Genomic DNA, 24,863 nt, shown 5'->3' with positions numbered 1-24,863 from the left:
CAGGGGAACCCCGTACGGGAGCGAACCGGTTGGGGAATCGCGCCGGTCCGGCGGAGGTCCATCTGAACCCGTTCCGGCTGAGATATCTTCTGGTTGGGTTGGGCCATTTGGGCGGGAAGCGGCGTCGAATTCTCGGCCGCGCATGCGTGGCGACCGTGGACCCGGAAAATCGGGAGGCGGACCACCGAGGAATCGAGCAGGCGCCGGACGCCGGATACGATGCGGTGATCCTCTGCGTTCCGAACGGAGAGAAGCTGAAGCTTCTTCGGGAATGCCTGGCGAGGAGGAAGCATGTGCTTGTGGAAAAACCGCTGGTGTTTCCGGATTTGGAAATCGCACGCTCCACAGCGGCCCTGGCCTCCCAGTCCGGCTGCGTATGGTACACCTCCTACAACCATCGCTTTGAGCCGCACATCCGGCTGCTCAAACGAAAGTTGGACGAATCCACGTTGGGAGAGATCTACCACGCGCGGATACAGTACGGGAACGGGACGGTTCGGAACTGGTTGGGCACCTGGCGGGAGTCGGGCTACGGAGTGATCGAAGACCTCGGGTCTCATCTGATCGATCTGGCCGGCTATTTGTTCGGAATCCAGGACACACGGTTCCGCTTGGTGGACGCCCGCAGGTTGGAATCCAAGGCATACGACTACTGTCTCTTTGCGACGCCGGACCGGAGATTTTTCTTCGAATGCGCGAACATCATGTGGAAAAACACATTCCGCGTGGACGTCTACGGGGAAAAGGGTTCCCTCCATGCGGCGGGGTTGACCAAATGGGGGGCCGCGACGTTCGAGCTTCACCGTCGGGTCCTCCCCAGCGGCAGGCCGGTCGAGACGACGGACAGGATCGAAATGGAGGATCCGACTTGGGAACTGGATATCAAGGAGTTCGAGCGGCGCGTGCAGGAGGGCCACACCAGCCTGGACGGCGACTGGCGCATCTCGTCGAGCCTCCATCGTCTGGCCGAGCAGGCTGCGCGCTTCGCAGAATGCCGGGAGACCGAATGACGCGAGCTCGCGCAGAAGAGCGGATTGCCTTCGTGGGGCTTTCTCATTTGGGCCTGGTCTCGTCTGTCTGCTGGTCGTCTTTGGAAATGAGCATCGTGGCCGTCGATTCAGACGCGGACCTCATCTCGGATCTCAAGGCGGGGCGATTCCCGATTCATGAACCGGGCCTTCAGGAATTGTGGGACAAGAGCCGGGAGAGGTTTCCCCTTCTCTCCGCCTTCGAGTCCATCCAGAGTTGCGGGACGGTCGTTCTCTCCCTGGACACCGGGAGCGGCCCCGATTCCCATTCGGCCCTCTCCAAACTTGATGAACTGGTGGTCAAGGTCATCCCTCAACTTGCCGACGGAACCCTGCTTCTTCTGATGAGTCAGGTTCCCACGGGCTACACGCGTGAACTCAAGGATACCATTTGCGCGTCCAGACCCGGTCTCACCTTTGAACTGTTCAATTGGGTGGAGACTTTGGTAATCGGACAAGCTGTGGAACGGAGTCTCCGTCCGGAACGGGTCCTCTTGGGTTGTGAGCACCCCGATGAGGCGTTGCCTCAGCGGTTGCAATCCATTGTGTCGCACTTCGCTTGCCCGGTCCAAGTCATGTCCTACGAAAGCGCCGAGTTGTCGAAGGCGGCCGTCAACTACTTCCTCGCCCTTTCGGTCACTTTTTCCAATCACATGGCAGACCTTTGCGAGGCGACGGGAGCCAGCATGCAGGACGTCATCGCGGTTCTCAGATCCGACCGTCGGATCGGCCCCCACGCCTACCTTCGACCGAGTCTCGGCATTGCCGGAGGGAATATCGAACGGGATCTGTCCCGACTGGAAACCGCGAGCCGGGAGAACGGAGTCGAAACGGGCCTGGTTCGCTGCATCCTGGACCACAATCGGGATCGATATCGGTGGGTACACAGGCAATTGAGCGCGCGCGTCTTTCCGCACGCCTCCCCTCCCAAGATCGGCGTATGGGGTTTGGCTTACAAGAAGAATACCCAATCGACGCGGAATTCTTTTGCCGTCCGGGTTCTCCATGATTTACAAGGCCGGGCGGAACTTCGAGTATACGATCCGGTGGCGGGCCTTCCCGGCGGTTTCGAAGGCCTGGCGGTTGAGCGTGATGCTTTGGGTGTTGTTGAAGGAGCGGACTGCCTGCTGGTGACCTGTGATTGGGATGAGTTTGTCGCCACCGACTATGCCGCCGTCGGCCGGAGGATGCGACGCCGGCTCATCATCGACTGCGTGGGGATTCTCAAGCGGGCCGAGGCGCGGCGGAACGGATTTGAGTTGATTGCGATGGGTGAGGGGCGTGTCTGATCGCCGTCACATCGTGATCGCCGGCGCAAGTTCCGGAATTGGCGCGGCGCTTGCCCGGTCGCTGGCCGCCGACGGCCACGTCCTCTACCTGTGCGCGCGGCGGGTGAATCGGTTGGAGGAGGTCGTCCGGGGCCTCCCCGGTACCACGGCTTTTGTCTGTGACGTCTCGCGCGAGCCGCAGGTCAAGACCCTCGCGGAGGAGATCCGAAAACACACGGCCTGGGTGGACGCGCTGATCAATTGCGCGGGCGGGTTCGGGGCCATCGGCCCGGCGATTTCGGTGGAATCGGAGGAGTGGACGAGAACATTTGAAGTCAATCTCTTCGGGACCTTCTTCATGATCAAACACACGGTTCCTCTCATGGTTCGGGAGAGATCGCCGCGGATCATCAACTTCTCCGGGGGGGGGGCCTTCCATCCCTTCCCCAACTACAGCGCCTACGCGGCCTCGAAAGCGGCCGTCATCCGCCTGACGGAGAACGTGGCGGCGGAGCTGGCGCCCAGGGGCATCGCCGTCAATGCCGTGGCCCCGGGATTCGTGGCCACGGAAATTCACGAACGCACTTTGCGGGCAGGGCGGGAGCGGGCCGGCCCGCAGTACGACGAAACGGAAAAGAAACTGCGTGAGGGGTCGGTTCCGATGCAGGTTCCGGTTGAATGCGTCCGGTACCTTCTATCGGAACAGGCGCGGGGATTGACGGGAAAAACCATCAGCGCGCGTCATGACCCCTGGGCCAGTCCGGAGTTTTCGACTCTGATTCCGGAAATCAACAAGTCGGAGATCTACTCCATGCGACGACTCGATCTCTCCAGCCTGCCTGATGAGAATGTGCGCCGGCGGCTCAACCTCCTGAACGGTCGTTCCTGAGCGCGGCCACGATGGTCCGAACACGAGGGAACGTCCGACCGCCGGCCGCGAATGAGGCATGACGGCCCCCTTTCATCGAATATCATGAAAAGAGCGGTGTTCTTTGACCGGGACGGGGTGCTGATTGAGCCCGTTTTTCGGCGGGGCCGGCCTTCCGCCCCGTTGACGCTGGAAGAGTTTGTTCTGGTGGCCGGCGCGAAGGAAGAAGTGGCCCGAATCCGGCGAGCGGGATTTCTCGCCCTGGTGGTCACGAACCAGCCGGAACTCGCAAGAGGCGAGCTGGACCCGGAAATTCTCCATCAGATGCACCGCCGACTGGAAAAGGAGTTGTCCGTTGACGGTATCTATGTGTGCCCGCATGAACCGTCGCAGGGATGTGTCTGTCACAAGCCCCGACCGGGTCTTCTCCATCAGGCTGCGCGCTGCTGGGATCTTGATTGCCGCCGGTCTTTCCTCATCGGCGATCGATGGAGAGATATCGGCGCGGGGCGTTCGGCCGGTTGCACTACAGTTCTCATCGAGCGGGACTATAGCGGCGCCCTTGGGGCGGATCGTCATGTTCCGGACCTCTCCGCGGCGGTCGACCACATCTTGAGAGTAGCCGACTTGTCGCCCCCGGTGAAAGCAGGAGCGGGTGGCCGCCCTGCGGCGGGAGTCCCGTTTCCCTCTCGATCCGAGAGCACACCATGAGCCGATTTCCGCTCGGGAGCATCCGCAGGGGATATCAGGCGTTCAAGGCGGCTCAACCGCCGTCCCTTCTGTGGAGGATTCGCAGGGCTTGCTGGCGCTGTGGCCTCTGGCCCCCCATGCGCCCGCTGTACTTGGCGGTGGGCCTGGTGGGCCGACTGGGGTTCAGCGCGGTACGATGGTTCGTGGACTTGAGAATCGGCAAAATCCCTTCGGGCAGGATCGGCCCCTTCGCAACGGTGACGGAGCTCTTCCTAAGAAGGAAAGCTTCGGGAAAGGAATGGAACAGGGGCCGCTACGTCTTCGTGACCCGTGAGCCTTCCAACCGCCAGTTGTTGGCCATGATCAAGCGAAAGCTGCCTGTCGTGGAGAGCCCCTTCCTCGTTCAAGTGTACGAGGCGATGCGACACGATCCGCTGCTTTCCCCGTTCCGATCATGGAACGGCTGGGTTGATCATTTCAGGCCTTTTGACAGTTGGTTGCACGAGTTCCACGGGTCCGTCCCCCAGCTTTCGTTCACCGCGGAGGAAGAAAGACGAGGGAGAGAGACGCTGGCGAACATGGGAGCGGCTCCCGATGTCCCCTTTGTCTGTGTCCACGCTCGCGACAAGGCGTACCTGGACAAGATCCATCCGTACAAGTCTCGCGCGGAGTGGAGCTACCACGACTACCGAGACTGTGACTTGAGCCACTTCTTTCCTGCGGCGAAGTTTCTGACGGGGAAAGGGCATCAGGCGATTCGGGTCGGCTACGTGGTCGAAGGTTCCCTGCCGCCGGGCCAAGAGCATGTTTTCGACTACGCCAACCGCGGGCGGACCGATTTCGGAGATATCTACCTCGCCGCCAAATGCCGGTTTTTCCTGGGCAGTGAGTCGGGTATCATCTGCATCTCCTACATTTTCAATGTGCCCACCGTCAAGACGAACGTGGTTCCCTTGCGATTCGTACCGGTGGGTTCGAAGGACCTGTTCGTTCCGAAGAAACTTTGGTCCATCATGGAAAAGCGGTTTCTGACCTTTCGAGAGATGGTGCGTCTGGGCGCCGATAACTGGCAGTACACCCAAGACTACGTCAAGGCAGGGGTCGAGGTGGTCCAGAATACCCCGGAGGAGATCTTGGCCGTGGTTCAAGAGATGATCGACCGACTGGACGGCGCCTGGAGAACCACCGAACAGGAGGAAGATCTCCGCAGGTCCTTCCGCGCGATCTTCCCGGCCGGTCATCCCTGTCGGGATCACCCCGCGCGAATCGGCACGACCTTTCTCAGAGAAAATGCGGAGTTGCTTCGGTGAGTCTCGGAACGGCGGCGGATCCTTTGTGCACATCCACTTGCAGAGCCTAAAGGCTCTGCTACAAATCGTCCTATCCGAAGCGGAGCCTTCAGGCTCCGCGAACGGGGTGAGCATCTCCAAAGACTTCCGTTCGGGTACTTAGCGGAGCGGCTTTCGGGGGCGAAGGGCCTCGGAACAGTCGACGAGCAGGGGGTGCCAGACCTGTCTTCCGGCCTTCAGATTTCGGACGATTTCTGCCGCCAAATCGTTCGGCAGCCCGGGGGTAAGGTAGACGATCAGACTCGGATTGTGGGCCAGGGCTTCTTCGGGGGAAAGGACGGGATGCCCGCAAATCGTGTCCGACCGTTTTGCCTCATTTGAATCCCCGATGGGAACGTCCGCCGGGATGACGTTCCCCGTGGATTCCAGCAGTCGCTTGGCTTCGGATCCGGCGCAACGAAATGCAATCTGATGCCTCCGCGGCTCCGGCAACCGATGGACCGTTCTGACAAGGTGTTTCGTAAGGGCCGCCAGGCTTCCCGCATGCCTCAGCATGTCACGGATCTGGCCCTGGAGGACGAACGGGTGTGGAAGGGATGTCACGCTCAGCCGTGGGAAGTGGTCGATCGGATACCGGCGGACAACGAGCGGGAGCCGAAAGAAATATTCCTCACGAAAGGCTATGGCCATATCGGTCCAACCGCGGACGCGCAAGCAGAGATCGAATGTCTCAACCACCTCCACGCAATGCTGAAGCATGCCGCACGTGACCAGTCCCGATGAAAACAGATGGTGCGCTTCCTCCCAATTTCCCAAGTCCATCTCAGTGTGCGCTCGATGGAGATTGTGGTGAAACTTCTCGAAGATCCATCCGTAGGGGTGCAATTTCTCCCGCCGGCCGTACTTGAACACCCCGTTGGTTTGCAGGAAGGTCTTGTGAGCCCGTGCGGGATTCTTGCCGATGAAGTGTCGGACGCCCGATCGGATGATTCGATTGAGCTGGTCGTCGGCGGACCTCCCCGCCGAAAGCCGGCCGAAAACCTCGAGAGGCCCGTTCCAGAAAACGAATCCGATGGGCAGGGTTCCCATCCGGCCCCAGAGGATGCGCCTGTGATAGCAGGGGGCGAACAGAGGATGATGATCGGAGGGGTGCGGTGTCGTCTGAAGGCGCCGGAGGCCTTTTCGGGTCAGGAAGAAGGGGAGACATTCCCCTTTCTCTGTGATTGGAGGGAAGGGCAGCGTAGCGGGCCGTTGACCCACGACTCTCTGTCCGAGTCCTGGGTGTCGAACGAAATAGACGCCGGTCAGGGCGTCCGCCTCGGGGAGTCGGCCTGACGAGGCTGGAAGTTGGTCCCGCCAGTACGGGACGAGGGTCTGGCCCGCTTGGAGGACCAGGAAGAGATCGATGTCCGGCACGGCAGATAGGTTCTCCCACAGGCGGCTGCACGATGCGGGCAGTTCGAAATCTTGAAGCAGGGAGTCGCACTCCACCGCCACGGCGTCGGACGGCTTCGGTCGGAGGGCGTTTCCAGCGGCGAACAGGATCTTTCTCACTCGGATGGATGCGCCGTTTTCCGAGCCGAGGGTCAGCGACCGCAGGGAGGCTGCAACTTCTTTGCTGCCCTTGCCTGGGGGTGGAGCGGTCAGAAGAACGGCCAGATTCATCGCGGTTCGTAGACGGGCATTCTTCCCAAGCCGGCCACAAAGGCGTGCATCCCCGCGCCTCCGCACACAAAATCCTGAAACCACTTCCGAGTGCGTCGGCCAATCTCTTCCCGTTTCCGCGCATCCCGGACCAGGTCACGAAGGACACTCTCAAGGCCGCCTGGTTCAAAGGCGATCCACGGGTGCCAATCCGCACTCTGGGTCTTCATGATGTTTATGAGGTTCTCGCTCGGGTGGGACATGAGCATGGGCCTGCCGAAGGCGGTCAGATAGACGGTCGAAGTCGGTAGGTAGTGGTTCGCGGTCAGTCGGTCGAAGAGAAGATCGCACTGCAGGAGTTGGGGGAAGATCTTGGATATGGGAACGCCGAACAGCCGAGTCCGGTCCACGGCGATGCCGTCGGCCTGGATTCTCTGGATGGGCCCGTCCAATGTCCAGTGTCCGCGCCGGAGGGGATCCAACCCGATGGTGGCGATGACGACGGGGCCCTCGTTTGGGGAACGGTCCAACAGCGACTGGAGATCCGGACGCCCTCGGAGAGGGTCCGGCCAAAGGATCGGGTACGTGAGGCGACGCGCGGGGTCGATGAGATCGATGCCGGGCGTAGAGGAATGAATTTGGCAGACGAAACCGCCCCTTCCGACAAATTCTTTGGCCTGCTCCTTCGAGATGAGTTGTGCGGTCAGATCAAAGTAGTCGATAACGCAGAGACCCAGGCGCTTCCCGACCAGGAGTTCCGACCACTTCCTCGGGCCGAAAGGAGGGAGGTTCTCGGGAAGGGTGGGTGAACAGAGCAGGACGTCCGCCTCCTCGAGTCTCCGAAGGGCATCCCGGTACTCCTCGGGATCTTCAAGGCTGCGATAGTAGGGATGCTTGAAGCTGGACTCATATCCGATTTCGACGGCCTCCGCCAGGCCCGCCTCGGTCAGGATCTGGGCGGACCCCAGCATCGTCTCCGAGAAAGGACCGGAGCTGTCGGCTAGGAGGAAGACGATGCGCATGAGCCGAACGCTTCACTGCTCGGAGGCTCGAACGAGGCCGGGGCGCCGGAGACCTGCGCCGCCCGGTGGTAGCCCAGAACAATCTTGGCAACGGTGAATGAGGCTTGGGGGGTGGTATATTCGGACGGAACGGGCCAAGCGGCCGGCGAGCGGAGCGCCACCGACGTCGCTCGGACGATGGCGTCCGGGTCTGAGCCGGTCAGAATGTTGCTCCCACACTCGATGGTTTCCGGCCTCTCGGTGACGTCCCGGAGGGTGACGTTGGGTATTCCGAGGATGCAGCATTCTTCCTGTACGGTGCCGCTGTCGGTGAGCACGCACCTGCTGTTGCGTTCCAGTCCGACGAAATCGAGGAAGCCGAGCGGCTTGAGCAGTCGGATGCCGTTCGAATCCGTTTGCAATCCGTACCGACTCATTCGGTCGGCCGTATGAGGATGCAAGCTGACGACGATCGGTGCCTCCCAACTTTCATGAAGCCGGCGCAGCCCGTCGAGCATGTTCGCCAGGCGGGACGCGTCATTCACGTTCTCCGCGCGGTGGAGCGTGACCAAGAAGTAGCCGCCCCGGTTCAATCCGAGCCGCTTGAGGACGATGTCAGGCTGAGCCCTGTCTCCGTAGGTCTGGAGCACCTCATAGATGGGGTTGCCGACCACGAAAATGCGGTCGCGATCGATGCCCTCCCGCAGGAGATTTTCCTTGCTGCGATGGGTGTAGGGCATGAGGATGCTGCTCGAGTGGTCGATGATGCGACGATTGATTTCCTCGGGCACCCGGTCGTCGTAGCATCGGTTGCCGGCTTCCAAGTGAAAGACGGGAATTCCTAGCCGGGCGGCGACGATGGCTGCAAGACCGCTGTTCGTGTCGCCGAGTATCAGCACGCGATCCGGATTGACCTGCGTCATGCTCTTCCCCACTCGACTGAGGATCTGGCCGACTTGATCGGCGAAATCACCGGTCTGCACGTCGAGATGGACGTCGGGCTGCCGCAGGCCGAGCTCGCGGAAAAAGACGTCGCTCAGGTTCGGATCGAAGTTCTGCCCGGTGTGCACCAGGGTTTGCTCGCACAGAGCGTCCAGGCGTTGGATAATGAGACTTAGACGGATGATTTCGGGACGCGTCCCGAAAACGGTCATGATTCTCATGCGACCAGGCCGAAGGCCTTTCGGGGCGGCAGGTAAGGGGCCAGAAGCGCGCGCAGCCCGTTCCCGTCCAGAGTCACGTCTTGGGAGGAATATTCGGCGCGCAGGGCGGGGGGTCGGACGGACTTCGGACGGAGTTCAGGCAGAACGGGCTCGATGACGTAGTATTCGTTCCGATCGCTTGCTCGGTGGCGCTCCTCCTCGGAGATGAGGATCTCGTGCACCTTTTCACCCGGACGGATGCCCATATGGACCACGGGGATGTCCCTTCCGTCGATCAGGGTCTCGGCTATCTGTGTGACCCGGGCCGCTGGGAGCTTGGGAATCAGCGTGTCACCGGGCTCGCTGTAGCGCAACGCGTCGAAAACCGTGGTCACCGCGCGATCCAGGCTGAGAAGGAATCGGGTCATCTCCGGGACGGTGATGGAGACGGGTCCCCCTCGTTCGATTTGATCGAGGAAAAGGGGCACCACGGATCCCCGGGAGCCGACCACATTGCCGTAGCGCACACAGACGAATCGCGTGTGGGGACCATCGAGATTGGCCTGGATCAAGATCCGTTCCTGGAGCGCCTTGGTCATTCCCATAATATTGACCGGCTTGCAGGCCTTGTCGGTTGAAACGCCGACGACCGTTTCCACGGAAGTGTGGTTTTCCTTGATGGAACGGACCACATTTTGGGCGCCTTGCACGTTCGTCCGAATGACTTCGTTCGGGAAGTACTCGCAGGTTGGAACTTGTTTCATGGCGGCCGCGTGTACGATGACTTCAGACTCTCGAACGGCGTCCAGCACGGCCGAGTAGTCGCGAACGTCGCCCACATGGAACCTCAAGAGTTCTCGGGCCTTCTCGTAAATAATTTCATCCGTGGCTGCTTGCCGCCTGAAGTACTCCAAACGCATGGTGTGCTGTTTGGCTTCGTCCCGGGAGAAGACGGTAATACGCGCCGGAGTGCCGACTTCGCCGCTCAGCAGTCGGCGGACCAGGGCTTGGCCTAATGAACCGGTCCCCCCCGTGACGAGAATGCGTTTTTCGTCAAGCAGCAAGGCTCTGCCTCCACAGGTCATAGGGCGTGGAGTCGGACGCCATCGTTTCAACCATCTCCGCCCAAGAAGGGGAGGAGAAGCCGGTGGCGGATTGGAATCGATGGGAGTCGAGGCTCCGGTTGACGCGGATATCGTGAGCGGGCTCGATCTGTATGGGAAGGTCGTAGGCCCGGCGCAAGAGGCACAGGAGGTCGTGCTTGCTAATGGGATCGGACGAAACGTGGTAGACCCCGGACAGGCGCGGATGATGCTCGATCAGATCTGCGATGCATCGGCCCAAGCTCAAGGTGGTCAGGCCGTTGAAGATGACGTTCGTATATCCCTGGACCTTGCCCCCGCGGTGGCTCAGGAACCATTCGACGAGGCCGTGGCTCTGGTGGAGTTGACGGCCGATGAAGGATGCGCGGAGCGTCAGGACGGAAGGTCCCGCCACCTCGCCGAGGTGTTTCGTTTTGGCGTACAAGTCGCCCGGGTCGGCGGGATCGTCTTCCGAATAGTTCCCTCTGGATCCCGAGAAAATACAATCGGTGCTGACATGGATCAGGCGGGCGTCCACTCTCGAACAGAGGGCCGCGAGTTGATGGGGAAAGAGTGCGTTAATATGAATGCTGAGGATCGGGTCCCGCGCTTCCGGGAGTTGCTTGAGCACCCCCACGCAGTTGACCACCACATCCGGTGCGACGGCCTCCAACGTTTTCGCAACGGTTTCGATCCGGCCCACGTCCACGTGGGTCCTCGTTTTGGAAGGTTCGAGGAGATGGTAGGGAGCGTAAACCTCGAAGCTCTGGCGGACGGTCACATAGGTGTCGAACCGGCTCCGGGAAAGCTGCCAGAGCTTGTGACCCAACATGCCCCCTCCACCGAGGATCAGCACTTTCATGCGGTGACCGCCTTCACCGGGTCCTGCCCCTCCTGGCATCGCGCAGACCAGGCCAAGTAGTCCGCCAGACCCTCCCGAAGAGGAAGGTGGGGCCTGTAGCCGAGGACCGACCTCGCGGCGGAAATGTCACTCACGCTGTGCAGGACTTCCCCCGGCCTGGCGGGATGGTACTCTACTTCGCAGCCCGACCCCGAGAGGGATCGGATGAGGTGAACGAGGTCGTTCACGGTGGTGGGAATTCCGCTTCCGATGTTGAAAACACCCTGGGTGCCCGGGGTGACGGCGGCCAGGAGATTGGCCCGAGCTACGTCCGCCACGTGAACGAAATCACGGGTTTGTTTCCCGCTCCCATACACCCTCAGCGGCCCACCTTCGTGCATCCGTCTCGCGAAGATCGGAATGACATTTCCGTAGGCATCGTATCGCTGGTGGGGCCCGTAGACGTTGAAATAGCGGAGGCAGACGACCCCGATTCCATGCAGTTGCGAATAGCACAGGGCGTACTGCTCACCCGCCAATTTCGATGCCGCATAGGGAGTCGGAGGGGCGAGCGGGTGGGATTCGGAAATGGGCAAACGGACCGGCTCGCCGAAGATCGCCGCTGAGGAGGAGTAGATGAATTTCGGTATCTTCATCTTCCTGGCCGCTTCCAGCAGACGGACCGTGCCCATCACGTTCACGTCGAGATCCGCAACCGGGTCCTCCAGAGAACGGAGATTTCCAACCTGCGCCGCCAAATGGAAGATCACTTCGGCTCCCTCCGCAGCCCGCTGTACGGTCATCGGATGACGGACATCGCCTTGGACAAACTTGACACGAGGAATTCCATCGAGGTTGTCCAGGTACCCAGTGGACAGATTGTCAAGGGCTATGATCCTCTCGGCATGTTGGGACAGGAGACGGACCAGGTTCGAGCCGATAAAACCGGCCGCGCCCGTTACCAAGGCGGTTCCGATGGAGTACGGCCGGGCGGATGTGGTCACGCCACCTCGAAACCGGGGGTCATGAAAGAAACTTCATGGAACTTCCCAAAGGGCTTCAATTTTCTCGATATGACCGGCAGGGGAGAGAGGGCGGGCCTGCGAAGACTTCCACATGTACGTCCCTGTACAAGAACACATGATATGGTACCCTATGGAAGGTTAGTCCAAAATGTTGTATTTGTCAACAATGTTCATGCGCTTAACAAACAAGTATTCGGACGTTTTCGAAGGTCGCTTTAGCCTTGGGAAGCTCTGAACTGGAAGCCGAATCGATAGGGCTAACATGCGGACACTGGTGACCGGGGGCGGGGGCTTCATCGGGAGCCATTTGGTTGACTCTCTGCTGGCCGCAGGACACGAGGTCGATGTCCTTGACAACTTCTGCACCGGTCGTCGGGACAATCTGGGGAAGAATCCAATGGCCGGGAAGGTCCGGGTGTGGGAAAAGGACATTGCGGCCGCGGTCGAGATCCTGCCGCTCTTCAAGGGGGTCGATTGGGTGTTCCATTTGGCGGGATTGGCGGACATTGTGCCCTCGGTGGAGAACCCATCGGCCTACTTTCACTCCAACGTGGATGGGACTCTGGCCGTGATGGAGGCGGCGAGGGCTGCGCGGGTGAAGCGATTCCTGTACGCGGCTTCCTCCTCGTGCTACGGGATCCCGGACGCATACCCTACGCCGGAAACGGCGCCCATCCGTCCCCGATACCCCTACGCCCTGACCAAGTGGCTGGGCGAGGAGATTGTTCTCCATTGGGCGGAAGTCTACAAGATGCCGGCCGTGTCCTTGAGGCTGTTTAACGTTTTCGGACCGAGATCGCGAACCACCGGCGCCTATGGCGCGGTCTTCGGCGTATTCCTGGCCCAGAAGCTGAACGGCAAGCCCTTCACAGTGGTGGGAGACGGGACCCAAACGCGCGATTTCACCTATGTGACGGATGTCGCTCGGGCGTTTCTGCAAGCCGCGGAATCGGATCTCTCGGGGGTGCCCCTGAATATTGGAACCGGGCAATGCCACAGTGTCAATGAATTGGTTGGTCTGCTGGGAGGAGGGCCGAAGGTCCGTCTGCCCCGAAGACCCGGGGAGCCGGACTGTACGCATGCGGATATTGCTCGGGTTCGAGAGTTGTTGGGTTGGGAACCGCTGGTGAGCTTTGCGGAAGGGGTGAGGAGAGTCTTGGAACGAATTGAAGACTGGCGGGACGCACCCGTTTGGACAGCGGAGAAGATCCAGGAAGCGACCCGATCCTGGTTCGACTCCCTGCGCGCGACCTGAGTACCTTGGTGTGGGGGTTCGGAAATCTGAGGGCTGCCGCTTTCTTTTCGCCTTACTTTCAGTTTGCCGATGCGGCGCTCCGGATGTTATTGGAGGGCGACCCGCCGGGAAGGATCTTCAACACATATTTCGAGTAGAATAAAACGGCAAGGCCCATTTTTCTTTTCCGGAAATGATGACGCGCCATCGCGCGGTGCCACTTCGGCCAGTGTTCCAAGATCACGGCCTTGTGGGGCGCGATCCTCCGGGGATGCTCGCGCAGAAGATCCTGAAAGATGGTCATCACTTCCTGGTATTGGAGTTCCACGTAGACCCAACTGAGGTTGTCGGCATGAAGTCTGTATTCGGCCAAGGGCGCCCCGACGAAATCGACCGGGTAGTGCCGTGACACGCGGATCCAATACTCGTAGTCACCCGCGGTGCGGAATCGTTCATCGAATAGTCCGATGGCATCGAAGACCGATCGGGGAATCACAGGCGTCAGCCCTGGAATAAAGTTGCGGACCAGGAGATCGGGGAAGACATGGCCTCGGTGGGGCGGGGCCACGTCGAAGCATCGAGAGATGCGACGGCCTTCACGGTAGCAGTACGAGTCCGAGTACACCAGCCCGAGATCCGGGTTTTGGCCGAAGACTTCCATCTGGCGGTCCAGCTTCTCAGGGAGCCAGCGGTCGTCCGCGTCGATCAGAGCGATGTACCGACCTCTGGACGCGCGAATGGCGACATTGCGGGGGATGAAAGGTCCACCGCTCGGCCTGTCCCTCCGAAAATATCGAACCGCGTCCTTGAAGGACTGGACCACCTTCGGCGTGTCGTCGGTCGAGCCGTCGTCTACAAATACGATTTCCAGGTTCTTGTAGCTTTGGGCCAGTATGGTTTCGATGCACTCTCGCACGTAGCGAGCGCAGTTGTATCCCGGAATGATGACCGTGACTTCAGGCGCCCTCCCGCCTTTCATGCGTCACCTTCCAGTGCGCTGAGGAGGTTGAGGATGGCTCGCTCGTGCGTCATGCGCCAAGCCGCCGGACTGGCGTTGGCATTGTGAGGCGCGAGGAAGCAGTGGTCGTACTTTCGGAGCGGGCTGTGGGCGGGCAGGGGCTCGTTTTCGAAGACATCGAGAGCGGCGCCGGCAATCCTTCCTTCGGCGAGGGCGCGGGCCAGGGCGTTCTCGTCCACCACGGGCCCGCGGGAGGTGTTGATCAGGTAGGCCGACGGTTTCATGAGACGGAGTTCGGCGTCCCCGATGAGATGGTGGGACGTGGGATTCAGAGAACAGTTGAGGCTTGCGAAATCGGCCGTCCGGAGAAGATCTTGGAGAGGAACCATGCTCACGCGATGGGCCTGGAGAAAGTCCGCGGGGGGGCTGACCGGATCGTGGCCCAGCACACGCATGCCGAAGGCGGAGGCTCGCCGGATGACGGCTTTCCCTATCTCGCCGACCCCGATGACCCCCAGCGCGCATTCACCCAGCGAACGGGATGCAGTCTTCTCCCATGAGCCGCTTCGCACGATGCGGTCGCTCTCCACGATCCGTCGGGAGAAGGCGAGCATGAAGGCCAGGACGGTATCGGCGACCGGTTCCGTGAAGGCGCCGGGCACGTTCGTCACCCGGATGCCTCGGCGCTCCGCGCTCGTCAGGTCGATGGAGTCCATCCCGGTTCCCCACCTGGATATCACCTTGAGACGCGGCGCCGCTTCGAGGACTCGATCGTTGTACTCGTCGTCGGAACAGATCGTCCCGTCAATATCACGAACGAGTGGAATCAACTCCGCCTCGCCAAGCCGTTGCTGCGCCTGGGCTACGACGATCTCGATCCCGTGCCGGACGAAGACTTCCCTGAAGGCGTCCAACGATTGAATGAGCGGAGGAGCCGAAACCAAGACTCTATGCCTCGGAGGCCGCTCGGTTCCGGGATCCCCGCCGAGTGGGCGATTCATCGACTACATGCCTCTCATCCGGCCTTGTGGACGCTCTCCGGCGGAATCGGTTCGAAGGCTTTCAGCGGATATGCCGCCGTGCTTCCCAGAAGGTGGGGGTACTGCCGGGGATGGAGTCCCGCGGGGTGTTTTCCGTTTCGGAGGACGGCCGTATTCTCGCGGGTGAACCGTTCTCCTTTGCGGATGGCGCGAATCGTGAAAACGCTGCGTCGGGCGAAGAGTCGGATTTCCTCCTCAAGTTCGTTGTGAATCTTGCGGCCGTCGCCCAGCGCCGCCTCGGCCTGCCGAATGGCCTTTACCATCGCAGCCACTCCCTCCGGCGTGAGTGCAAAGCCGTGGTCGGGACCGGGGAGTCGGTTGCTCAGGGTGAAATGTTTCTCCACGGCGCACGCGCCGAGGGCCACAGCGGCCACGGGCCCGACGAGGGGATCTCTCGAATGGTCAGACAAGCCCACCAAGCACCCCGTGGCTTCGCGCATCGCCGGGAGTGACCGGAGATTCAGCCCCTCCATGGGCGCGGGGTACTTGCCCGTGCACTGGAGCAGGATCAGGTCCTCGTGCCCGAGGCTTCGAATGAAACCGACGGCGTCCACCACTTCCTCCAAAGTGGAGCAGGCCGTGGACATGATGATCGGCTTCTTCTTCGAGACCATGTGCGAAAGCAGGGGATAGTGCGTCATCTCGCACGAAGCAACCTTGTATGCGGGCACGAAAGGATCAATCAGATCGACCGACTCTTCATCGAACGGGGTGGAGAGGAAAAAGATCTTCTTCTCTCCGCAGTAATCCGCCAGCCGTGCCACCCACCCATCCGGCATCTCCATCTCGCGGATGATGTCGAAGATCCCCTTCTCTCGTTTCAGGTAGTCGGATTCCCCCGCCGTGGGCGGATAGAGTTTCTCAGCTCGAAAATTCTGGAACTTCACGGCATCCGCTCCCGCCTCCGCGGCAACGTCGATCAGTCGATACGCCTGCTCCAGGTTTCCGTTGTGGTTGCTGCCGGCCTCCGCAATGATGAAGCAGGGATGCCGATCACCGACGACCCTCGAACCGATCCTGATTTCTTTTCCGACCCCGATTGGCATACTACATCCTGTAGTTGATCTATCCGTAAATCATTAACTTGTATCTGTCAAGTTTGTTCGGTTCCCGAACGATCATGTATTCGTCCGTAATCTGTCGGAACTTGAAGCACAAGGGGGGAGGGGCTGGTTTTCTTCCTTCTTCCTGCTGCCGCCTGCCACCGAAGTCAAGAACGGCCTTCACCTTTTTCGGTTTCGAACGATTATTTCCGTGTGAACGTCCATTCCACCGAAGTCGCCGTCGTCGGTGGTGGCGCCGCGGGAATCTGGGCTGCCGCCGCGGCACTACGGGCCGGGGCACGGGTGATGCTTCTCGACAAAGGGCATGCCGGCTACTCCGGTTCCAGCTTCTACTTCTTGAACCGGAGTTGGGGGTATCAAACGGTACTTCCCTCCGATCCGGCGGAAACCCGGAACGAAATCGTCCGTGAAATTCTGGATGCGGGGGGCGACGAGATCGATTCCCGCCGTGCTGAAATTCTGGTGGATGAATCGTGGACGCAACTTGAAGAGCTCCTTCGTTGGGGCGCTCGGCTGCGAACGGCGGGCGGTGGATCTGTTCGCGTACGCGGATGCTTCGGCCGGCGCGAACACGCCGTGTGCATCGACGAACACCGCCGCGCATTCCGGAAACTGGCGCGATCCATCACAGCCATGAATCGCTGGACCGCCCTCGGTCTTCTTCTGGAAGCCGGAAGAGTGGTGGGAGTCCGGGGCGTGAATCGGAAGGGTGAATCCGAAGTCGTTTTCGCCCGCGCCGTGATTCTGGCGACCGGCGGCGCCGCGGGGCTGTACCGCCATTTCCTGGGCGACCCCGGCAACTGGGGACTCGGGTACGCCCTGGCCTCCCAGGCAGGCGCGAAACTCAGAGGGCTGGAATTCATCCAGTTCATGCTCGCTCGACCCGGGAAGAAATACCCGGAGTTCTTTTCGTGCAATGAGCTGGCCTCCGGATGGGCCGTTCCCGAACCGCCGCTCGCCGAGGCGATTCGACGCTCGCTTCCGCCTGGCGGGGACGTGGATCGGATCTACCGTGATCGCTCGGGGCACTTTCCCTTCAGCACGCGCGACGCGTCCTACCCTTTCGATGCGGCCGTGGCTGAATCCCCGCGGCCACGGATGAGGCTGACCCACGGGCGAAACGCAATCCTGGATGTCTTCCACGCCGCGCATGCGTTCAACGGCGGCATCGAGACGGATGAATGGGGCCGCACCACGGTGGAAGGCCTGTACGCGGTTGGGGAAGCCGCGGGCGGCATCCACGGGGCCGATCGCTTGGGAGGCACGATGATTCCGGCCTGTCTCGTATTCGGTCGGCGTGCCGGCGAGAGCGCGGCGCGTTGGACCGAAATTCGGCGCGCATCAGGCGCCACAGCACGTCGCGTGAGGCCGCAGCGTGACATTGTGTCACTCTCTGGTCGGCGCGAGGTAGAGCGCCGGCGGTTGGCCGTCATCCGGGATGTCATGTCCCGTGCAGTTGGGGTGGTCCGTACCCAAGAGGGACTGGAGCAGGGCATTCATTCGCTGAATTCCATTCTTGATGAAATTTCTTGCGAGCGAGACCGAATCGACTTCTCCGAATCGGGGTCGATCTCGGAACTCGCGGCGAAGGCGGGTACCCTGATCGCGCAGGCAGCGCTCGATCGAGCCGAGTCGAAAGGCCCCCACTATCGCGCAGATTCAGCCCACTAACGGCCTGATCCTCTAGGGATACTTCAAGTTCACCAATTCGCTGCCGAATTCCCTTCTGGGGACAAAATGAACGCAGCATACAAGCCAATGTTTTCAGTTGACAAGAAATACAACCTATTGTAGTTGGACAGTAACAGGGATGTTGCGCTTGGTGGTGACGCCAAATAATGCGGAGGCAAGGATGCCTCCGCGACTTTTTCTAGGCTAGGCCATGCACACCCGGGGCTCGTACACTCACCCTGGGGCCGTCGTAAGTCAGCTCTCCCCCGGTGACGTGGAGGGCGCGAGGGTCATGCTCATCAACATGCCCCTGCGGGAAAGCGCCCCGCCGAACGTCGCCCCGCTCGGTCCCGCCCTCCTCGCGGCACGGCTCCGTCAGTTCGGCGCAATCCCCGTCATCGTGGATCTCAACGCGTATCGTCTTCCGACTTCCGACTTACGACTTACGACTCACGAACAGTTCGATCCCGTGGGCCAACCTCTCGCCTACGCGAAGTCGCCCGGCGCGGGCCGCCATCTGTCGCTTGCGGAAGCCGAGGCGCTGATTGCGAAGTACCTCGACAGGCATGGCGATCAGGACCTCATCGCCTTCTCTGGACTCATCACCACCCTCCGCTGGCAGGAGAATCTGGCCCGGGTGATCCGAAGCATTCAACCGCGCGCGATCCTGGCCACCGGTAACGGCCTCGCCACGGAATTCCGCGAGGATTTGTTTCGATGGATCCCGGAACTGAATGCCGTATGCCATTCGGAAGGGGACGACGCCATTCTCAAAATGGCCTACGACGCGAAGTTGATCCGCGCCGTGGGAGTGAAAGCGGCCGTATTGAGCGGGAAGCTTGAGCCGTACTTCATGGAGTGCACGGCGGATGGTCAGCCTCGGTTCGCCTATCACGGTGGCCGGCCGGACGATCTGGATTCACTCCCATTTCCTGCGTGGGACCTCATGGAGGAGGACGTCGACGGCGTGCGGGTCCTTGAAACGTACCTCCGCAATCCGATCTGGGGCGGGGGCTCCCGCAACAGCTCCGCGGCGCCCTTCTCCATGGCCAGGAGTCTCTCCACCGTGAGCAGCCGCGGCTGCCCGTTCGATTGCAAATTCTGTTTCCGAGGCGCACAGGGGGAGCGGAACTACGGCGTCCGTTCGGCGGAAAACCTGGCGCAGGAAATCGCCCTCTTTTCGGAGAAATACAAGTTGGATTTCATGGGAATCACGGATGACAATTTCATGGTCGTCCCGCGGCGGATTCAAAACCTGGTCCCTGCCATGCAGGACGTGTTGGAACGAACCGGGGTGCGTTGGGGAACCCACGGCCGCTTGGATGAAGCCGCCGATATCCGACCCAACCCGGCTCGAAACGGTCACGGTGGGCCCGTCTATGTTCGCAACGCCATCAGTCGTGTCGATCTCATGGCGAAGGCCGGCTGCGCCTACATCGGTTTTGGAGCGGAGAGCGCCAGCCCACGGATCCTGGAGGCGATGGGGAAGGGTGGGTTCATCCTTTCAAACGGCACCCAGCGGTGGCAGGGCCACGAGTTCCCCGTGACGATGATGGAGGGGGTGAAACGCACGCGGGAGGCCGGCATCCACGGAAATTGCACGTGGATCATGGGCTATCCCGGCGAAACCTTGGAAGACCTGAAGAACACCGTGGCGTTCATCCAGTGGCAGGAAGAGTTCTACACGGCCGGCGCGGCGACAGACTCACCGGAACACTACGCGGCACGGCGCGCGGTCAACAAATCCATGTTTACGGCGACGGCCTATCCGGGAACGGAGATGTTCGGCGATCCCGATGTGAAGCGGGTGCTCCAGGAAGAGTTTGGTGTCCAGTTCGATCCGGAATCCGGTCGACCCGTGCCCAATGAATCCCTGCACGAATACGTTCTCCAATTGGACGATGCGACGAAAGTCCTCTTCAACCGGGACGGCCGGCCGCTGAACTACAGCGCCATGCCGCCGGAGGTCTTCATGGAGGCCCGGTCATACGTAGACCGGGGAGAGATCTTCCGAATTTTGGAAATGTGAGTCCCCAATCGAGGCTTGGAGCCTCTGACAGAATGGCGAACCGGTGGTCGTCTTCCGCAGGCATAAGGCCTGCGCCTACCAGGGACGCACATTCCCGGTAGCCGCGGGCTTCAGCCCGCGTCATTACCTCAAAGGCTCTTAGCTCGACTTTTGCCATTCTTGAGCGGTGTCTGAAGATGCCTTCCCATCCGAGCGAGATTCTGAGCGATGAATTTTGAAACGAGACCGGAAAACGGCTCCTGTCTAAAAATTCACGGCGTGGAAATGGCCTTCCCTCGTGAAGTGATGTTCACACGGCATGGAAAAATGGCAAAAGTCGAGCTCAGAGCCTCTGACAGAATGCCGATTCGTAGGGGAGCATCTTCAGATGCTCCCTCTTGTCGGGAGGGTCTGAAGACCCTCCCCTACGCATAAGGACCAACATAAACCTTTCAAAAAATGGCAAAAGTCGAGCTTAGGCTCGATAGAAACAGATTGAGTCAACGCCGCGACCCCTTCTTCGACAGCCGGGTTTCCAGCCCCGCAATCTTCGACTTCAGGAAACGGATCTCCTGGAGGGCGATTCGCTCCAATCGCGCCTGAGCCTCGGGACCCGCCTTCCGCCCGATTTCATCCAGGGCCTCCTCCACGATCTTCTTCGTCCCCCCAAAACCCTTGTGGAACCGTGAGAGATAGCCGGAGGCCACTTTCGTGAAATTGCGATAAAAATCGAAGACCGATTTCCCCTGATATTGTATGAGCTGGCTCAGGAAATCGGTCGGAAGGAACGAGGCCGGATTGCCTTTGGCGCGGTTCAGGATGATCTGGAGGAGGACGGAGTTCGTCAGGTCCCTTCCGGTTTGCGCGTCCACCACCCGCACGGCCTTCTTGCGACGCACCATGCCCTCGATTTCGTCCAGGTTGACGTAGCGGTTGTGCGACGTGTCGTACAGCCGGCGGTTGTTCTTGTACTTCTTGAAGACGATGGCATCCATGAAGAGAATGTACCGGTTTCCCGAGGGAATGGCAAGCGGCATGGTGCGTTGCAAGAGGGGATGTTGCTCTGCAACAAGGGGGGCTTGACAAGAAAACCGGGGTATGGCAGAATTGTCGCAATGCAACATAAAGCAGAATCAAAAGGGACCCAGGCCGGCAGGATGGCCGGGGTGGAAGCCCGCCTTCCGGGGACGTGGAGGAGTCTTTTTCCCCTGGAGGCGAATTGGACGGGAACCGAAGGAGGTTCAACATGGCATCACGAAAGCGCATCAGCCGGCCGAAAACGGCCGAAACAAAAGTCTCCGGGCAGGTCGAGAAGGCGGAAAACGTCGTGAGAACGGTGGCGGACCGCGCGTTCGACCTGGCCGAGAAAGTGTCCGAAACGGTGGACAAGACGGCCGACCGCGTCATCTCCACGGCTGAAGACATCACGGGCATCGAGGGCAAATCGGCCCGCAAGGTCTATCAGACGATTTCCGATGCGCGCAACCGCGGCATTGCCACGGCGAAGCAGCAGGCCAAGAAACTGATCAGCAGCGTTTCCGAAATCGTTTCAAACGTCGGCAAGTAACATGTCGGAAGGAGCGGGGGGCTTGGGCTCACCACCAAGCCTCCCCGCAATCCCTTTCGAACCGAATCGGTTCCCGGTCCAGGCCGGAAGCCGGTCATGATGGTCGGCTCAACGGCCGGGACCGCGACCGGAGTGGTCTTCGACATCCAGCGGTTTTCGATTCATGACGGCCCCGGCATCAGAACGACCGTCTTCTTCAAGGGGTGCCCGCTAAGGTGCCCTTGGTGTCAGAATCCCGAGTCCCTGCGTCCCCACCCTGAGCCGGCTTTTCGGGAAGACCGTTGCAGGAAGGCCTCACACTGCATTCCCGCCTGCACGGCAGGCGCGATGACGCGGATGGAAGCGCGAATCCGGAGGGAACTGTGTGATGCCTGTGGGGTATGTGTAGATGCCTGCCCGCACGGGGCGCTGGAAGTGGTTGGCAGGCGGTACGGCATCGAGGAGTTGGTTGAAGAGGTAGCGAGGGACAGGCCCTTCTTTGCTTCGTCGGGGGGGGGGATTACGCTTTCCGGTGGTGAGCCGACGCTGCAGATGGAATTCGCCGGCGCTTTCGCGCGGCGCTGCGCCGAGGTGGGGGTCGGCGTCGGGCTCCAAACCTGCGGACTCTTCCGATGGGAGGCCTTCCAGCCGTATCTTCCCCTCCTTGAATTCATTCAGTTCGACTTGAAGATCATGTCCCCTGAAATGCATCGGGAAGTGATCGGGGCCGACAATGCAGCCATTCTTTCCAATGCCCGGCGTCTGATCGAATCGGGAGTTTCCACGCAGTTCCGAGTGCCGGTGGTGCCCGGATACACCGATGATCCGACGAACCTATTGGAGATCGCCGCCTTTCTCCGTGGGAACGGCGTGGTCGGTATCCATCTCCTTCGCTACCACGCCATGGGCGAGGCGAAGCTGGCCCGCGTGGGATTCCCCATCGAGCCGCTTTCACTCGCGCCTGAAGCGCGGGGCTCCGGGCCATTGGAGCAGGCGGCTGGGTATCTCCGATCGAAAGGATTGGAAGTCACCACGTGGGAATGAGCGCCGCGAGACCCGTCGTCGGTGTGAACCTGACCCAGCGCGTCCGCCGTCTCCACGAAGAAGTTCGGGGAAGCTCTCCCGCACTCTGTGGTGAACGTGCGTTTCTCGTCACCCGGTATTTTCGCACCTTGGCCGATCCGAAAGATCCCGTGATTTTGCAGAAGGCCGGGGCGCTGGAATACATCCTGGGGCACAAAGCGATTCATATTTATCCCCAGGAGCTGTTGGTGGGGAATTTCACTTCGTTTCGAGTCGGGGGGCAGCTCTTTCCCGAACTGCACGGGGTGGCGATGATGGAGGATCTGTTCCGATTTCCGAAAAGAAAGGTGAATCCCCTCCAGATCTCACGGGCCGCCCGTCGTCGGCTTCTCACGGAAGTGCTGCCCTACTGGATTTCGCGCATCATGATGACGAAGGCGCATCCGTTCCCGCGGTCGCTGCCGTTTCTTGCCGAGATGGGAGATCCGACATCGTACCTCATCAACGAGGTGGCGGGAATATCGCACTTCGTCCCGGACTACGCAGGTCTGGTGAATCGGGGAACCGCGGGTTACCGGGAGGAGGCCGAGAAGCGGCGGGCGGCCGCCGGGATCGGCCCCCGCGAAGAGTATTTCTGGCGGGCGGTGGTGGGGGTGTGTGACGCCTTGGACGGCTTCGCGGAGCGTTATCGTTCCGCAGCTTTCGCGCAGGCGCAACATGAATCGAACCCGACCCGACGGGCTGAGATCAACGGGATTGCAGAGATATGCAGGAAAGTACCTCGAGGGCCGGCGACGACTTTCCACGAGGCGCTCCAATCGATCCTCTTCGCGCAGATCGCGCTCAACTTGGAATCGCTGGACAACTCCGTATGCCCCGGCCGATTGGATCAGATCCTCCATCCATTCTACGAGGCCGACTTGAAAGCAGGCCGCTTGGATCGCGAGGGCGCCTTCGAGCTTTTGGGGTGCTTCGCGGTGAAACTGTGCGAGATCGTGCCGGCTTTCTCGCGGCGCGGGACGCGCTTCCACGGTGGAATGTTCAACGGCCAGGTGGTGGTGGTCGGAGGAACGGATCGGGAAGGCGGGGATGCGACGAATGAAGTCACCTTCCTTTTCCTGGAGCTGATGGATGCGCTGCGGACTCGGCAACCCAACTACCATGCACGCATCCACGCGGGCAGTCCGGCAGCGTATCGGTCGAGAATTGCCTCGGCCCTGGCCGGAGGAGCGGTTTCGCCCGCTGTCTACAACGACGAAGTGATCGTTCCGATTTTGAAGTCGAGAGGAGTGGCCGTGGAAGACGCGCGCGACTACGCAAATGTAGGATGCGTGGAGCCGGTGGCGGCAGGCAGGAGTTTTTTCTCGACCGATGCGGCACTCTTCAATCTGCCTTTGTGCATGGAGCTGGCTCTGAATGGCGGTAGGCGTTTTGGCCGGCTCCGTCGGATGGGCGCAAGAACGCAGGACGCGGCGAACTGTCCATCCATGCAGGCGCTCCTTGGGCTGCTGGAGACCCAGATCCGCGCGGGAGTCGCGCGGCTGCTGGCGGATCTGGAGGCTGTCGAGAGAGCCAATGCGCGCCTGCATCCGACACCGCTCACGTCCATGCTGCTCGACGGCTGCATGGCGAAGGGAAAAGATTCCACCGAGGGAGGCGCCGCCTACAATGGAAGCGGCATCCAAGGGGTCGGTGCGGTGGAGGTGGGAGACTGTCTGGCGGCCATCGATTGGATCGTCTTCCAAAAGAAAAAGGCGACTCTGGGGCAGGTGATTCGGGCCTGTCGGAAGAATTTCATCGGTTACGAAGAACTGCGGGCGCGGCTGCGGAATGCGCCCAAGTATGGAAACGACGATCCCCTCCCGGATGGCTATGTTGGACGGGTCATGGAAATGTTCGATTCCACCCTTCGGGACAGGGTCAACACGCGGGGTGGCGAATATGTGGCCGGCTTCTACTCTGTAACTTCGCATGTGGCCTTCGGTAGGAAGGTGGGTGCGCTGCCCAGCGGCCGGTGCACGGGGGATCCTTTCTCCTCCGGCCTTTCGGCCGGGAACGGGAGAGATCGCCGGGGCCCGACAGCCCTCCTACGCTCTCAGGCCGCGTTGCCGCTCCACGTCGCGCGGAATGGGATCAATTTCAATCTGCAATTGGATCCCTGGTCGGTTGAAGGTGATTCCGGATCCCGACGGTTGGGCGCGCTCATCGACGGTTGTTTCAAGTCAGGCGGCATGCAGATGCAGGTGAACGTGCTCGATCCGAAAGTCCTGATGGAAGCGCGCGATCACCCGGACCGGTTTCCCGGTCTGTTGGTGCGGGTCTCGGGCTACTCGGCGTACTTCGACGATCTTGCGCCGGAGATACAGCAGGAGATCATCGACCGAATGGTGCACGGAAGGCGCCAGGGGGAACCGGAAGGGATCACAGCCTCATGAAAGGGG

Annotated in this window: 21 protein-coding genes; 11 read left to right on the top strand and 10 right to left on the bottom strand. The window is 60.8% G+C overall.

What is annotated here, in order from left to right; all coding sequences use genetic code 11:
* The first annotated feature begins 29 nt into the window (after nt 1-29).
* The 5 genes from HYT87_00680 to HYT87_00660 all read left to right on the top strand — a co-directional run bounded on the left by HYT87_00680 (nt 30) and on the right by HYT87_00660 (nt 5,164).
* On the top strand, nt 30-1,010 hold the full coding sequence (locus HYT87_00680; GenBank protein ID MBI2058260.1) for a Gfo/Idh/MocA family oxidoreductase: 981 nt from the start codon (nt 30-32) through the stop codon (nt 1,008-1,010).
* Nucleotides 1,007-2,317, top strand: a complete 1,311-nt coding sequence (locus tag HYT87_00675; GenBank protein ID MBI2058259.1) for a UDP-glucose/GDP-mannose dehydrogenase family protein — start codon at nt 1,007-1,009, stop codon at nt 2,315-2,317. Before HYT87_00680 ends, HYT87_00675 begins: the two co-directional genes overlap by 4 nt.
* Complete coding sequence (locus tag HYT87_00670) at nt 2,310-3,185, top strand: SDR family oxidoreductase (protein MBI2058258.1); 876 nt, start codon at nt 2,310-2,312, stop codon at nt 3,183-3,185. Before HYT87_00675 ends, HYT87_00670 begins: the two co-directional genes overlap by 8 nt.
* Nucleotides 3,186-3,269: 84 nt before the next feature.
* Nucleotides 3,270-3,875, top strand: a complete 606-nt coding sequence (locus HYT87_00665) for an HAD family hydrolase (GenBank protein ID MBI2058257.1) — start codon at nt 3,270-3,272, stop codon at nt 3,873-3,875.
* Entirely contained in the window at nt 3,872-5,164 is a 1,293-nt protein-coding gene (locus tag HYT87_00660) for a TIGR04372 family glycosyltransferase (protein ID MBI2058256.1), read from the top strand. Before HYT87_00665 ends, HYT87_00660 begins: the two co-directional genes overlap by 4 nt.
* Nucleotides 5,165-5,302: 138 nt before the next feature.
* Here HYT87_00660 and HYT87_00655 read toward each other — a convergent pair whose 3' ends face one another.
* Genes HYT87_00655 through HYT87_00630 form a run of 6 tightly spaced genes read right to left on the bottom strand, consistent with a single transcriptional unit; the run spans nt 5,303 to nt 11,857 of the window.
* Nucleotides 5,303-6,808, bottom strand: a complete 1,506-nt coding sequence (locus HYT87_00655; GenBank protein ID MBI2058255.1) for a hypothetical protein — start codon at nt 6,806-6,808, stop codon at nt 5,303-5,305.
* Nucleotides 6,805-7,809, bottom strand: a complete 1,005-nt coding sequence (locus HYT87_00650; GenBank protein ID MBI2058254.1) for a hypothetical protein — start codon at nt 7,807-7,809, stop codon at nt 6,805-6,807. Before HYT87_00650 ends, HYT87_00655 begins: the two co-directional genes overlap by 4 nt.
* Nucleotides 7,788-8,951 carry a UDP-N-acetylglucosamine 2-epimerase (non-hydrolyzing) gene (gene wecB, locus HYT87_00645; GenBank protein ID MBI2058253.1) on the bottom strand — a complete coding sequence of 388 codons (1,164 nt, stop codon included), beginning with the start codon at nt 8,949-8,951 and terminating at the stop codon, nt 7,788-7,790. The genes HYT87_00650 and wecB overlap by 22 nt, the downstream gene beginning before the upstream one ends.
* Nucleotides 8,948-9,991 carry a polysaccharide biosynthesis protein gene (locus HYT87_00640; protein MBI2058252.1) on the bottom strand — a complete coding sequence of 348 codons (1,044 nt, stop codon included), beginning with the start codon at nt 9,989-9,991 and terminating at the stop codon, nt 8,948-8,950. Before HYT87_00640 ends, wecB begins: the two co-directional genes overlap by 4 nt.
* The gene (locus tag HYT87_00635; protein MBI2058251.1) at nt 9,984-10,874 is read right to left on the bottom strand and encodes an SDR family oxidoreductase; all 891 of its coding nucleotides are present in this window, start codon (nt 10,872-10,874) and stop codon (nt 9,984-9,986) included. Before HYT87_00635 ends, HYT87_00640 begins: the two co-directional genes overlap by 8 nt.
* Nucleotides 10,871-11,857, bottom strand: coding sequence for an NAD-dependent epimerase/dehydratase family protein (locus HYT87_00630; protein ID MBI2058250.1), 987 nt, complete (start codon nt 11,855-11,857; stop codon nt 10,871-10,873). The genes HYT87_00635 and HYT87_00630 overlap by 4 nt, the downstream gene beginning before the upstream one ends.
* 283 nt (nt 11,858-12,140) lie before the next feature.
* Here HYT87_00630 and HYT87_00625 point away from each other — a divergent pair, with 283 nt between their 5' ends.
* A complete protein-coding gene (locus HYT87_00625) occupies nt 12,141-13,133 on the top strand; it encodes an SDR family oxidoreductase (protein MBI2058249.1) in 993 nt (330 codons plus the stop codon).
* A gap of 58 nt (nt 13,134-13,191) precedes the next feature.
* Here HYT87_00625 and HYT87_00620 read toward each other — a convergent pair whose 3' ends face one another.
* From HYT87_00620 to HYT87_00610, 3 genes are all read right to left on the bottom strand, one after another.
* Nucleotides 13,192-14,091, bottom strand: a complete 900-nt coding sequence (locus HYT87_00620) for a glycosyltransferase (protein MBI2058248.1) — start codon at nt 14,089-14,091, stop codon at nt 13,192-13,194.
* Nucleotides 14,088-15,014 carry a phosphoglycerate dehydrogenase gene (locus HYT87_00615; protein ID MBI2058247.1) on the bottom strand — a complete coding sequence of 309 codons (927 nt, stop codon included), beginning with the start codon at nt 15,012-15,014 and terminating at the stop codon, nt 14,088-14,090. Before HYT87_00615 ends, HYT87_00620 begins: the two co-directional genes overlap by 4 nt.
* A 71-nt stretch (nt 15,015-15,085) precedes the next feature.
* Nucleotides 15,086-16,156 (bottom strand): N-acetylneuraminate synthase family protein, encoded by a 1,071-nt coding sequence (locus HYT87_00610; protein MBI2058246.1) that lies wholly within the window; start codon nt 16,154-16,156, stop codon nt 15,086-15,088.
* Nucleotides 16,157-16,366: 210 nt separating this feature from the next.
* Between HYT87_00610 and HYT87_00605 the strand changes: the two genes are divergently transcribed.
* Both HYT87_00605 and HYT87_00600 read left to right on the top strand, forming a co-directional pair.
* On the top strand, nt 16,367-17,845 hold the full coding sequence (locus HYT87_00605) for an FAD-binding protein (protein MBI2058245.1): 1,479 nt from the start codon (nt 16,367-16,369) through the stop codon (nt 17,843-17,845).
* A 211-nt stretch (nt 17,846-18,056) separates the two neighbouring features.
* Nucleotides 18,057-19,874, top strand: a complete 1,818-nt coding sequence (locus tag HYT87_00600) for a radical SAM protein (protein MBI2058244.1) — start codon at nt 18,057-18,059, stop codon at nt 19,872-19,874.
* Between the two features lie 479 nt (nt 19,875-20,353).
* Here the strand turns inward: HYT87_00600 and HYT87_00595 are convergent, their stop codons facing one another.
* On the bottom strand, nt 20,354-20,890 hold the full coding sequence (locus HYT87_00595) for a polyhydroxyalkanoate synthesis regulator DNA-binding domain-containing protein (protein ID MBI2058243.1): 537 nt from the start codon (nt 20,888-20,890) through the stop codon (nt 20,354-20,356).
* Between the two features lie 209 nt (nt 20,891-21,099).
* Here HYT87_00595 and HYT87_00590 point away from each other — a divergent pair, with 209 nt between their 5' ends.
* From HYT87_00590 to HYT87_00580, 3 genes are all read left to right on the top strand, one after another.
* Nucleotides 21,100-21,420, top strand: a complete 321-nt coding sequence (locus tag HYT87_00590) for a hypothetical protein (protein ID MBI2058242.1) — start codon at nt 21,100-21,102, stop codon at nt 21,418-21,420.
* 96 nt (nt 21,421-21,516) lie between these two features.
* A complete protein-coding gene (locus HYT87_00585; protein MBI2058241.1) occupies nt 21,517-22,443 on the top strand; it encodes a glycyl-radical enzyme activating protein in 927 nt (308 codons plus the stop codon).
* Nucleotides 22,440-24,857: a formate acetyltransferase gene (locus HYT87_00580; GenBank protein ID MBI2058240.1), complete on the top strand. Its 2,418-nt coding sequence runs from the start codon at nt 22,440-22,442 to the stop codon at nt 24,855-24,857. Before HYT87_00585 ends, HYT87_00580 begins: the two co-directional genes overlap by 4 nt.
* Nucleotides 24,858-24,863: the final 6 nt, after the last annotated feature.

The sequence above is a fragment of the Nitrospirota bacterium genome (assembly GCA_016180645.1).
Lineage (GTDB): Bacteria > JACPQY01 > JACPQY01 > JACPQY01 > JACPQY01 > JACPAV01.
The sequence above is the reverse complement of the archived record's forward strand: the minus strand, read 5'-3'. Positions and strand labels throughout refer to the sequence as shown.